The sequence below is a fragment of the Microcoleus vaginatus FACHB-2002 genome (assembly GCF_040004035.1).
Classification (GTDB): domain Bacteria; phylum Cyanobacteriota; class Cyanobacteriia; order Cyanobacteriales; family Microcoleaceae; genus Microcoleus; species Microcoleus vaginatus_C.
The window spans coordinates 14,563-27,302 of record NZ_JAMPLN010000006.1 but is presented as its reverse complement, the minus strand read 5'-3'; the positions used below and the strand labels follow the sequence as shown (position 1 = coordinate 27,302).

Annotated in this window: 10 protein-coding genes; 5 read left to right on the top strand and 5 right to left on the bottom strand. The window is 47.2% G+C overall.

Translation table 11 applies throughout. From position 1 onward, the window contains the following. Nucleotides 1-126: 126 nt before the first annotated feature. Nucleotides 127-1,062 (bottom strand): OmpA family protein, encoded by a 936-nt coding sequence (locus tag NDI35_RS07210; protein ID WP_445312123.1) that lies wholly within the window; start codon nt 1,060-1,062, stop codon nt 127-129. Nucleotides 1,063-1,302: 240 nt separating this feature from the next. Between NDI35_RS07210 and NDI35_RS07205 the strand changes: the two genes are divergently transcribed. Next, nucleotides 1,303-1,974, top strand: coding sequence for a hypothetical protein (locus NDI35_RS07205; RefSeq protein ID WP_445312122.1), 672 nt, complete (start codon nt 1,303-1,305; stop codon nt 1,972-1,974). Nucleotides 1,975-1,979: 5 nt separating this feature from the next. Next, nucleotides 1,980-4,055 (top strand): abortive infection protein, encoded by a 2,076-nt coding sequence (locus tag NDI35_RS07200; protein WP_445312121.1) that lies wholly within the window; start codon nt 1,980-1,982, stop codon nt 4,053-4,055. 168 nt (nt 4,056-4,223) lie between these two features. On the opposite strand, the gene NDI35_RS07195 is transcribed toward NDI35_RS07200, so the two are convergent. From NDI35_RS07195 to NDI35_RS07180, 4 genes are all read right to left on the bottom strand, one after another. After that, nucleotides 4,224-5,426 carry a DUF4335 domain-containing protein gene (locus NDI35_RS07195; protein ID WP_445312120.1) on the bottom strand — a complete coding sequence of 401 codons (1,203 nt, stop codon included), beginning with the start codon at nt 5,424-5,426 and terminating at the stop codon, nt 4,224-4,226. Nucleotides 5,427-5,429: 3 nt separating this feature from the next. After that, complete coding sequence (locus NDI35_RS07190; RefSeq protein ID WP_445312119.1) at nt 5,430-6,056, bottom strand: DUF3038 domain-containing protein; 627 nt, start codon at nt 6,054-6,056, stop codon at nt 5,430-5,432. Nucleotides 6,057-6,335: 279 nt separating this feature from the next. Continuing rightward, complete coding sequence (locus NDI35_RS07185; protein WP_445312118.1) at nt 6,336-6,872, bottom strand: hypothetical protein; 537 nt, start codon at nt 6,870-6,872, stop codon at nt 6,336-6,338. Between the two features lie 104 nt (nt 6,873-6,976). Then, entirely contained in the window at nt 6,977-9,181 is a 2,205-nt protein-coding gene (locus NDI35_RS07180) for a cation:proton antiporter (protein ID WP_445312117.1), read from the bottom strand. A gap of 434 nt (nt 9,182-9,615) precedes the next feature. Here NDI35_RS07180 and rpsB point away from each other — a divergent pair, with 434 nt between their 5' ends. From rpsB to NDI35_RS07165, 3 genes are all read left to right on the top strand, one after another. After that, complete coding sequence (gene rpsB / locus NDI35_RS07175; RefSeq protein ID WP_333189325.1) at nt 9,616-10,446, top strand: 30S ribosomal protein S2; 831 nt, start codon at nt 9,616-9,618, stop codon at nt 10,444-10,446. A 329-nt stretch (nt 10,447-10,775) separates the two neighbouring features. Further along, on the top strand, nt 10,776-11,435 hold the full coding sequence (gene tsf / locus NDI35_RS07170) for a translation elongation factor Ts (RefSeq protein ID WP_333056024.1): 660 nt from the start codon (nt 10,776-10,778) through the stop codon (nt 11,433-11,435). A gap of 318 nt (nt 11,436-11,753) precedes the next feature. Then, nucleotides 11,754-12,683, top strand: a complete 930-nt coding sequence (locus NDI35_RS07165; protein ID WP_445312116.1) for a hypothetical protein — start codon at nt 11,754-11,756, stop codon at nt 12,681-12,683. Nucleotides 12,684-12,740 lie beyond the last annotated feature (57 nt).

Sequence of the window (12,740 nt, the reverse complement as noted above, 5' to 3'; positions counted from 1 at the left end):
AATTGCAAGCATTCGCTCACCTCTGTGGAAATTATCAGCGTTTATCCGTGTTTATCTGCCTTACATCTGCCGTTGACTATCAATCAAAGATTCATGCAATAAATCTAGTATCCACAAGTCCGCTGACTAAGGATTAATTGCCACTTCAATGCGACGGTTGCGCTGCCGATTAGTATCGGAACTATTATCCACCGAAGGGCGACTTTCCCCATAGCCGATCGCTACCCAATGATACTTCTGACCGAGTACATCAGACAAATACTGCACCACAGCCTGAGCCCGCGCAAACGACACATTGCGATTGTCCGCCGCTTCCCCCGCGTCGTCAGTGTGGCCCGCCACCCGCACAGTTGCCCCCTCGTGATTGCTCAACTCCGCCACCAAATTGTCCAAAATCGCACTTGTTCCAGCGCGCAAAGAAATGCTGCCAGTATCAAACAAAACATCGCTGGGCAGAGTCACCATCAGCCCATCCCTCCCAAACACCGAATTATTGGCATTCTGTGGGGCAGTATTCACCGTTTCAGGGTTCAGACTCGGGCTGCTGCCGATCGCCGGTAAAGCAGGGGCAAGACTTGTCGCCGTTTCCGGCCCCGCCAATTGCCGCGACATCAACTGCAAACGCTTTTCCAAAGTTTCCGTCGGGCGGCTGCTGCCCAACTGACTCTCCAAAGCCGCCGTGCGACCAATCAGCGCGTTGAGTTCACCCTGCAACTGTCTCAAATCCGACTGCAATTTCTCTCTCTGGGCAGGACTAACTTTTGACTGGGGAGTCGGTGTAGCGGTTGGTGGCGGGAGCGCCGGAATTGGCGTTGCTGGGGCGCGTTTCGGGCTGGAGGTCGAATTTTGAGTTCCACGCAGCAATCTCTCTGCCAGCGGCATCTCCGTCGCGCCTGACGGATAAATTTGAGCGATCGTCATCCCCAGAACCCACGCAAAACCGCTGCCCACCCCCAGCAGCAGCAGTCGAAAAATCAGCGACAGTACAAGCAAACCTTTTCCCCGCGACTTGGAGACGCGAGTGGGGGGGATTGAAGGTTTTTGGTTAAAAGATCGCGTCATATTTCATCCCTCTCAGTGTACATACCAGATTAATTTCGATACTATCTTACCTATCCGATTGGAAATTTTAGATTTTAGATTTGAGATGTGCCCTCCCATCTAAAATCTAAAAAAGAAACTCGGTTTCTATAAATCTGGGGTTTAGTGGCGAAGCATCAAGCCAGAAACCTGGTTTCTAGTTTGTTGCGTGCCAGCCTGAATCTGTTGGATAATTCAGTAAAATTTTTGGAAAAAAAACCGATGACTGACCCTTTAAATAGCCCTTATCCCGTTCCTTGGGAATGGATTAGTGCCACTCATGCTAAAGTGAGCTCCACTGCCGGCACAGGCCTCCGCTATTATCGCAGTCCATCCCTAGTATCCACTAACGGCCAATACGCAGCTTACAGTCGAATTGAGTTGCAAGTACAGCCGGAATTCTCCCGATGTCGGGTTAGCAGTGTCATGTTTGTGGAAAATCTCAAAACCGGGGAACTGCAAACAGTGGCGGCTGCTTCGCCACTAGCCGAAAGTGGGATGTATGCTAGCGATGATACAGATATGTCCGGGACGATCGCCATTTTAGTGCCTGTTTCTTGGAATCAAGACGGTTCCCGCATTCTCGCCCGCGAATTTGAAGCACTTTTCAACTCTTCCGATATGTCCGACTACGGTGTCATTTGGGACAAAAATGATAACTACACTTATACCGTTGCTCCCGCTCGCAGTCTTTACACTCATGCTGTATTGTTGGGTTGGAGCCAAGTTTGTCCCGGAAAAGTTCTGTTCCGCGCAGGCAATTTGGGCGATCGATCTTGGCCTCTTTGTGCAGTGGATATGACAGGGCAAACGGTAGCAGTCACCGAGGACAAACCCTTAGTTTTCGGCAGTCAAGCCAGCAAAGACTGGATCGAACCTAAAACTCGTTTTTAGACATTATGGCGGCATTTCCTTGGATCGGGCCAACCATTTTTTTACTGTCAGGTCAGTCTTTCAACCAATTCATTTTGACCCTGGGGCTGATTATTTTAGCTGTTGTTTTTGGTTTAACAGCGTTTATTTTTATTCGCATTTTCCTCACTTGGTTGCAGGCAAAATTCGAGAACAATCACCTCTTTAGGCGATCGTTCACAAGAAACACTGGTCATTTAACCCCTAATATTTCACAACCTGAAAAAGTTTTTTTAGAACCAAAATTTGTAGAAAGTGACGGCAATTTAACTGCTACTATTTTTGGAGGCAAAAGCGCTATTTCAAGAGCGCTTCAGCCGGAGATAATCTGCGAAAATTCACCAGTAGTTGCCTATCTCTACAAGCCGATCGCCCTTTGGCACGGGCGCTTAATTTTGCCCTCCAACGAACAGCGCCAGCCCTACGGTACCGTGTTTTTTGAAGTAATAAATGCCCCCAAAAAATATAAGAATTTCATTGGCAAAACAGCATTTTTGAAATGGAGTACAAATCGCGAAGTACAGTTTTTTGTCCACGCAGTCAGTCAAGATATAAACTTCACACAAGAAACTAAAAAAAGTCAAAAATCTGGCAATATCCATCCAGAGAGATTGAACGGCTGGCGAAATGTCGGCCCTTTAGAAACTCTAGCAGGCAGCAGACTTGAAGACAGCGTGACTGTGATGCTACGCAGACCCGTGATTGCGATTAATTATAGCAGCAGCGATCGCCAGGAACTCACGATCGATCGCGAACCAGTACAAATTATCGGACGTTTCTGCGCCTTAGTCTCAATTTTACAGCGAAAAGAAGCCGACAGCGACAAATTTATTGTCCGGCATTTCAACAAAACATCTCAACAATTTGACGGCGCCGCTGAAATAATTCGGATTCCCCAAGTACAGCCAGATAAAAATGGCGTAGCGAGGTTTACCAATCACCTGATCGAACAATCCCCCTTAAATCCAGACGGCTGGTACATTTACGGCGAAAGAGACGAAGACAGTATATTTGTAGTGCAGGCAATCGAACCCCGCAAAATTGCCCAATTAACACCAGATGAAACACATTTCGGCCTCAAAAAATCTCTCTCTTATTTAAACTACAAAAATTGGGAAAATACACCAGCCCAAAAAGGGCAAGCAAAAAGAGTATTGTTAACCCCAAATGAGGCTACAGAAAACGATTCAATCTCTCCTTGGCAAGAAGGAGATATCGGGATAGTGATTCACAGTTTCGGCGGTATCGGTGGCAAAAAAGGCGAACGGCCGCCGCTGGGAATTGTCACGGGGCATTTTGCTTTGGGAGTAGCAAAAGTAGTGCGCGATCGCTTTACCAGCGAACTGCGTTTTGACATAGAATACAAACAAGTTTACGCCCACAATCCCGACGGAATTGTTGCCGGTTCCAGCAAATGGCAAAGCTACATGGGAGACTTGCAGCGCGGCTGGTTGGGCGATCGCCCGGTTTGCGATATCATCTGTAAATTAGATTGCGTGTGTTGCGACTACGATTTTGACGGCATCACCTTGTCGCCTTTAACCGAATTAAACCAGCAACTAGATATCATGATGGCCCGTTACCGCAGCGGAGACGGCACCGGCGCAAGTTTAGTCACGCCAGCAACTTCTTGCGTCCAAGATTCAAGTCAGGCAATTTACGCCACCATTAAAAAAATCACTTCCGAAATAGAGTCAAATCCTCAGATTCAAGACTGGTTGAAAACACATCCCACCGACGCACAAACCCAAAGGTTTCACCAGTTAGTAGCTTTAGGAGAGAGTTTAGAAAAAGTATTAATGCCCCTCGGCATTGTCCGTCCAGATTGGCGCAAAAATTCGAGATTAGCGGGAATTGATTCTGAACTGAAAAAAACATTTTTTGTTGGTATAGCAAACCTGATAAAAGCTGCTATTAGTTACCGAACCATGTTGCCCAGACGCACCCAAGATGAAATAGCCAAAATTTTCTTAAAACAGGGAGCATTTTTGTGGATAATTCGCACAAATCAAGTTGGAGGATTTGACCCAGACATTGAGCCGATCGCACCAACAGGCCTTTGAATCAGCAATCGGTTTGTAGATGATTCGGATCTTGAAATCGCTACTATAAAAACCAAGTCTGCCTCCCCAGACTAAGAGATTGAGGGAGCATTTAAGCGGGATTTGGTATCCGCCAACAGTCAACAGTCAACCGTTAACAGTCAACCGTTAACAGTCAACCGTTAACCATTACCAAGGAGTGACTTGAACAGTCCCGTCTGGTGCCCAAACTACGCGGAAATCAGCCAGCGGTTCCGCAGGTGGTCTGGTGCCAACAGGTTTGTAAAGCAACTCCGACAACGGCGTTTCGGATCGATCAACTGCTGCCGAATTCTCCGGCTTGTAACCGACAATCGCCCCGTCTTGGGCCACACTCACCCGATAAACCAACTCCGCATCAACCGGAGGCTGATTCTTCACAACTCCGTCAATTTGTTGGGAAAGTTTTCCCCTCAACAGCTCAATTTCCCCTGGATCGGTAATTGGCTGGGGTGCTGCTTCAGGGCTTGCCAAACCTTCAGCAACAGGACTGGGCGTGCTTTCCGGCGAAGTGTTCGACTGCGGTGTGGCGCTAGGTGAATCGTCCGACGGCGGTGTGGCGCTTGGTGAAGCGTCCGACTGCGGCGCGGGGCTCGGAGTCGGCGAAATCGATTCAGCGTTCGGAGTTTGAGTCCCAGGCAGCAAACCGCCCGCAGGGGGCGTGGGATTGGGATTAGGCGAACCCGATCCGCCCGGATTCGGCGTCCCTTGATTCTGGCCCGCTGGATTGGGCTGCGGCACCGGATCTCTCTGGCGCTGGACTTCCGGCACCGGCACCAAGAAAAACGCCATCGCAGCCAAAGCCAAACTCGACACCCCCACGACAGCAGGCAAACTCCGCTTCGCCAAAGGTTCGGCTGACTTAACGTAACGCTTGGAAATTGGGGTTAATTGCAGCGACAATTCCGGCAGCGTCTGCGTGTCCGCAAAAAACTGATCGATCGCCTCTACCAAGTCGAATAGCTGTACCGTCGTCAAATCTACTTTTGCCGACAGTTCTGTTTTTTGATCGATTTGGGTTGCGCTGCCTGTGGAGGCGGGTAGAACGGTCAACCGATGCACGTTCCCGTCAATTCTGTGTAACTGCACCATACCCACATTCGGGCCGTAGCGATCGGGATAATGCACTCCGCTCATAAATTCTTGAGCGTAGCTGCTGACGGCCCTCACCAAGCTTTCAAAAAACTCCCGTCCCCCGCTTAGGGGCTCGCCAAGACCTGTAACATAGCATTCAGCGCTCATTAATATGGAAAGCACCGGCCGTATATCTAACTGGCTGGCTGCCGATCCATCGCTCAACCCTTCTAGAACTAGGGTGCAATTTGGCAGACTGTACTGACGCCTAATAGTCATTTTTTATTCAACTTCTCCATCAAACAGGCTAACCCAGAAGCGCTGCATTCCTGCTGTGCCTGTACAAAATAACAGTTTGCTCAACAAGTTCAAAGCTAGTTCGTTGAGCTTGTCGTCGGAATCGTAAGCTGCAACTAGCGATCGCTTGGGGTTCATGCGCGATCGAAAGTGAGCTCTAAAGCGTTCTAAATACTCGGCCAGCTGCAGGTTCTGGTTGAGGGGGATATTTTTCGATCGCAACTGCTGCGAGTCTAGCAGCAACTGCCGAATTGTGGCGGTTAACTTACGCGCCATATTACAGGCGATCGCCACCAGCGCTTTTGCCTCCACCATGGTAAGCGAGCGGCGCTGCGTGTAGCGTCTCAGCGGGTTAGTATTACGCATCAGCCAAAGGGCAACCCGATTTTTGATAATTGATTCCAATTCCAGGTCCTTTGACACTGCCAGCATTTCTTCGGCACCTCCGAGATACAAGGCTTCGATCGCCAGCAACATCAAGTCAATTTGTAATCTGGCTCGGCGGGGACATCCCCCATCGGAAGGCGACAAGTCTGGCAAACTGTCTAAAATTAACGGGTTTGACTGGGTAAGCGAAGTTTCTGACGGCATTAATATCACGGCAACATCCATTCCAAACAAACTATACGGGCACGGGGGGTCTTGAGCAAGACAAATTCTCAACCAAGAACTTCTCTGGGATACTTTATTTTTATCATTTACTTTTAGGTATATTTTCTAATTTAGCAGCAACCGACCGTCACAGGCGAGCTTCGGTGTCGGGAGTTCGATCGCCCACTCCCCCACCCCGCCGCAACTTTGTGATTCCTTGGTTCATGAGGGGAGAAGGGGAGAGTCGGAAAGCGACAAAGAATTACCCATTTCCCATTTCTTATTCTCTATTGGGATCAATCAATGTTCCTGCTTCTGGGGTTGCACCGCCGCTTCTCTTTGAGCCGTAAAATCAGTAGCCGCCGTCTTATCAGTTAGACTAATTTTTCCCTTGAGGCTTTCTTGCTCGACAATTCCGCGCATTTTAACAGAACTGTTTTGACCGGTTGCTGTGGAGTCGCTGCAACCAGCTAAATTAGGAACCGCACCCGACAAGTTCAATCCTTGAGTTTCCCACTTACCAAGTAGAGAAGGTTTCTCTTGGGCTGTGTTTTCCCTGCCCTCCCTGCTGCCCGATCGCAAATTACCGCTCAAATAAACACCCGATTGCTCGATTGTCAATACCAAAACATCAGATTTCAGACATTCGGGCAAACTGTTAGGATCGAAGCGATAATTTCCCGCAATTGCCGGAGGAGCCTTTAAATTTGCTTCTCCATAAGCAGTTACTACTTTAAACAGCAGTGAAACTGAGCCAATCGCAATCCCGTAAAATGCCAGCGATTTGAGGCTTAAATGATTCATAATCTTGGTAATTAATAATTGGGCATTGGGCATTGGGCATTGGGCATTGGGCATTGGGCATTGGTACTAACTCACCAATAACCAATAACCAATAACTAATAACAACAGCCAACAGTCAACAGTCAACAGTCAACTGACTACATTTGAGGAAGTACCGATGCCAAGTGCGATCGCACTCTAACGTAACATCGTGCAATCAGCAGCGAAGAATGACACTGCACAGCCAATTCATCAGTATACTGTCCCAAAGTTTGGCGCTCTATTCCCCACTCCCGACTCGTACCCGCAATAGTCAAATCAGCATTAGCAGAAGCCGCAACCACTGCTTGAATGGGTTCAGCAGCCTCCACAATCGGAGTTTCAATACGCGATCGTACATCAACCGGCAACTGATCCATCACTCGCTGAAACTCATAACTCAGAGCATTTTCAGCTTCCCCGTCAACCGCCACCCGCAGCACCGTCAAACGGCGTTCCTCGCTATTAACTAACAGTCTCAGCGCCAATTCTAACCCCAAATCATCGTGAATGTTTGCCGCGTAAGGTACTAACAAGTTATTCAATTTTTCCCTGCCTCTGTCAACAAAAATTGCTACATCCACCTTAGCGTTGCTGAGAATTTGGCCGACACGTCCTCCCAAACGGTTGCTGCTAAAAGTAGGTCTGTGCCATCCTAATAAAATCAAATCTGCGCGATCTATTTCCGCAATTTTGGCAGTTTCCCGCGCTACATCATTAGTAACCCGAATGATCGGATGTACTAATTTTTGTGCCTCCGGCAGTTCCAAACTCTCAATCAATTCTGATAATTTCGAGCGGCGCTCTTGAATAATGCGATCGGCTTCTGCAGGCGTACTTTCAAAAGCATAGTCATCATTTAATTCTATCAAACTCAGAGGATGAACCGCCGCCGACTGTAAATCATCACCACCCATACCAGCAGCCGGCTGCGCCAGCGCTACCGCTAGTCGCAGTAAACCTTTCTGCGTGCTGGGATTGGCAACAGGTACTAAAATTCGATAAGTGGGCAGCAATTTATTAGCAGTTTCTTCATTGCTGTCAGCAATTTGTGAATCTTCTAATTCTGAATCCTCAGAGTTAACTTCTGAAATATCTAATCTAATTAACCGTTTTGGATAAGTCCACTCCAACAGCGGGGAAGTCATAAAAGTTGTCACTAAAGCCATGATGACTAACATCGTAAATAGTAGCGGCGAAACTACACCCAAGGAAAGACCAATATTCAGCACAATTAGTTCAGTCAAACCACGAGTATTCATCAGCCATCCCAGGGCTGAAGCTTCGCGGTTGTTGATACCACAAACTCTCGCCGCAACGTAAGTGCCGACGTATTTGCCGACAATTGCCACTCCTAAAACTGCGGCGCACAGCAGCCACAATTCGGGAGTGTTGAGCAAGCCGATTTGAGTCCGCAAGCCGCTATAAGCAAAAAATATTGGCAGTAGAAATATTAGTACAAAGTCTTCGGTTTTTTCTGCTAATTCTCTGGTTAATCCCGCATTTTTAGGCATAGCAGCGCCCAGCAAAAATGCACCGAATATTAAATGAATGCCGATCCATTCAGTAATTAAGGCAGAAGCTACAACTCCCATGTAAATCCCGGAGAGCAATAACTGTGTTAATCTTCCAGTGCGGTTGTACTGTTTGGAAAGTCGCTGCAAGAACCAACGAACTATAGTCAGCATGAAACCGATGTAAATTAAAGACTCAATAATTGTCGGCAAAGCACCGAGCATCGAATTAGTACGAGTAACTGCGATCGCCACCGCTAACAAACACCACGCCGTCACGTCGTCTACCGCAGCGCAAGTCAAGGCCAGCGTCCCCAATTTGGTATTCTGCAAGTTGTGTTCTGTAATAATTCTTGCCAGCACCGGAAAAGCCGTAATTGACATCGCAGCGCCCAAAAACAAGGCAAAGGCTGTAAAGGAAACGCTATTATTTGAAACGATGGGATACAGCAGCAGCGCTAGCAAGCTTCCTAGAGAAAACGGCACTAGAATGCTGACGTGGGAAGTTAAAATTGCGATATCTAAATTGCTTTTAAGGTACTTGGGATTCAGTTCCAAACCAATCAAGAACATGAAAAATATTAGCCCCACCTCAGACAACACGTTGAGGAAGGGAACGGCTTCGGCTGGAAAAAGTGCTGTTGCTAAATCAGGTGCAACTAAGCCAAACAGAGAAGGCCCAAGCATAATTCCTGCTACAATTTCTCCAATGACTTGAGGTTGTTTGATCGCTCGAAATCCTAAACCTACAAGTCTCGAAAGTGCGATGACAATTAGAACTTCAAGCAGAACGAGAATGGGTATGGGCATGGCGTTTTTAGCTTTGGGATTTTGGCGGATGGAGAGGGCAGGCTACTAAAGCTGACTGAATTGCCGATCGAAAAAAAGGGATACCAGCTCGATCGAAGGTAGAACGCACAAGAGGCGCACCAACAACGCCATTCTCTCACAAGCGAACAAAGGCTTTGGCAACCTTCCACCTGGATTTTTTGTTTTTAAGAAACTCTTGCAAGTAACTTTAACCGCAGCGTGGACACCCCGCACCCAACCCGCCCATTAAATCTCACATCCGGGTGCCAAGCCAACCCTACGGATATCAGATTGTCAGAAAAAGTAGCGCGCTTGTGATAAACTAGAAAAGTTGTTTAAATTCGCACATCCGGGTTTTCGGGTGTTTCGAGGGCGCAAACCTTCAGAAATACGACCGGGTGGAGGATTAACCCGAATCAGGAGTTAAAAATACAATGCCAGTAGTCAGTTTGGCTCAAATGTTAGAGTCAGGGGTTCACTTCGGACACCAAACCCGTCGGTGGAACCCGAAAATGTCTCCCTACATTTTTACAGAGCGCAACGGGGTTCACATCATTGACCTCGTGCAAACCGCTCAGCTTATGGAAGACGCCTACGAGTACATGAGAGTTGCCTCAGAAAAAGGCAAAAAGTTTTTGTTCGTGGGTACGAAGCGCCAAGCTGCCGGGATTGTAGCCCAAGAAGCTCAACGCTGCGGTGCTTATTACGTCAACCAGCGCTGGCTGGGGGGAATGCTCACCAACTGGACGACGATTAAGTCCCGCGTGGAGCGCCTCAAGGATTTGGAGCGCCGCGAGGAAATCGGCGCCCTCGATTTGCTGCCGAAAAAAGAAGCTTCGGTACTGCGCCGAGAAATGGCAAAACTCCAGAAATATCTGGGCGGGATTAAATCTATGCGGAAGATTCCCGACGGAGTGGTGCTGGTAGACCAACGCCGCGAGTATAATGCGGTGTTGGAATGCCAAAAGTTGGGAATTCCGATCGTCTCTCTGTTGGATACCAACTGCGACCCCGATTTGGTTGACATTGCGATTCCGGCGAATGACGATGCTATTCGATCGATCAAGCTGATTGTCGGCAAGTTAGCTGATGCCATCTACGAAGGTCGTCACGGTCAGCAGGGCGGCGACTCTGAGGAAGACTACGACTACGACGGTGGTTACGAAGGCGCTGAATATGATGTCGAAATCGAAGAATTGGATGACCCCGATTATGTAGATCCCGACGAGGCTGCTGAGGCCGAGGGCGAAGAAACCGAGAGCTAGTATTGCCCTCGGAATCTGACACCAGGAAATTAAAAATTAAAGATTGAAAATTAAAAATAATAATTATTTTTAGTTGGATATTTTTAATTTTTAATTGTACATAGCACGAGTCTAAGTCATTAGTAGAGTTCTGGCAAAAGCATTCATTGTGTCAGCGCCAGAATTCATTCTGGCGCTACACCTACAAAGTCGATACTAAGATCGACTGGGTATTTCTTCACTCTGGTCTAATCATTAACATTAAAATTAGTGACTAATGACTGATGACTAATGACTGATGACTGATGACTAATGACTAATAACTAATTTTGATTGGGAACTTAAAGAAGATGGCGGACATATCTGCAAAACTTGTTAAAGAACTGCGCGAAAAAACTGGCGCGGGCATGATGGACTGCAAAAAAGCCCTCGTTGAAAACGAAGGCAATATGGAAACATCCATTGAGTGGCTGCGGAAAAAAGGTCTGGCTTCGGCAGGTAAAAAAGGTGGACGAGTTGCCTCAGAAGGGCTTGTAGGCAGCTACATTCACACGGGCGGCCGCGTGGGAGTGCTGGTGGAAGTTAACTGCGAAACAGATTTTGTGGCACGTCGCGAAGAATTCCAAACTTTGGTGCGGAATATTGCGATGCAAATTGCAGCTTGCCCGAATGTGGAATACGTGAAAGTTGAAGATATCCCCGCCGAAGTTGTCGAAAGAGAAAAGGCAATTGAAATGGGCAAGGATGACTTGGGCAACAAGCCGGAAAACATCAAAGAAAAGATTGTTCTAGGGCGGATTGAGAAGCGCATGAAAGAGTTATCTTTGATGGATCAGCCTTTTATTAAAGATCAGAATATCTCGGTAGAAGAGTTGGTAAAACAAACGATCGCCCAAATTGGAGAAAATATCCAAGTGCGCCGCTTCGTGCGTTTTGTCTTGGGCGAAGGCATTGAAAAGGTAGAAGCTAACTTTGCCGATGAAGTGGCAGCCCAAATGGGTGTTCAATAATCCCAAATTAAGATTTAGAATTAAAAATTAAAAATGTGAAAACTTGATTTTTTGCATTTTTAATTTTTAATTTTTATAGGACTTATGGACAGACTATATTTGTAGGCTGATCACTGCAAACCTTACTACTACAGATATCGTAAAAATGGAAAACTTGCGTAATATCAAATCTGTTAGCATCGGAATCGTAAATTAGAGTTCACTCTTGACTGTTAACTGTTCACGGCGTCAACAGTCAACAGTCAACAGTCAACAGTCAACATCATTCCGGTGTTACCGGAAATGATATAAGTCCTATTTTAATTTTATACGAGAGATATGGTGCGACCAAGAGAGAGAATAGAGCAAGATTTGGCAGGACTCGAAGAGGCTTTAGCAGCCTTGAATTTGGAGTTTCGCAGTACCTACGAAGGTTATTTAACTGCGTTGGGACAAGCGGTGCGGCAGCAGTTAATTTTGGCTTGCTATCACCTTTGCACTCAAGCAGTACCGGAGTCGTTTCTCAAGTTGTCCTTCGAGGGGCGGCAAAAAATGCAGCAGTCTGTAAAGGCTTTGGCTGCGGAGTCGGAGGAAAAATTGCGATCGCTGGTGACTGAATCACAAGCAGATGAAGAAATAGAGGAAGAGGAAGAGGAAGAAGAAGACGAAGACGACTTCGATGAAGAGGAAGAGGAAGAAGAGGAAGACGAATCAGACGACAAGGAAGAAGACGAAAAGGAAAAAAACCAAGTTTCCGCCATTAACTATCTATTTTCATTGGCAAATTATCAATTGCCAAACGCCAATTCCCCGGAAAGTTTGGCACGCTGGCAAAATAGTATTGAAAAGTCGATCGTCCATATACTCAAGCTGCTTTCTCGCGACACCAACCGCTTGCTGCAACAATCGGCAATCTTGCCGAGTCAATTGCCAGAACCGGTTCTAGAAGCTGCTTCTCAAGCTGAATCCTCCGGCGACAGCGTTGCCGGGCCGCCTAACTTATTAAACTTAATCATTGAAACCGATGCCTCATCAGCATCACGAAAATTGGCAGAAACCTTTGGTAGTAGGGCGCTGCACATTACAGCTATTAAACTGCGGCTATCGGAAATAGAGTTTGCCGATGCGGGAACCTCGGCTTGGCGCCAGCAAATTCGTAACCTGTCTGTAAAGTTGAACTCGCTGGGCCGCGATTACCAGAAAAAGCAGCGGGAACTCGCTGTGGTGGAGGCTGAGTCGGCTTGGCGATCGAGTTGGTTTGAAGATTAGTCAGTTGTCAATTGACAGTTATCAGTTGACAGTTGTCAGTTGTCAATTGTCTGGAAT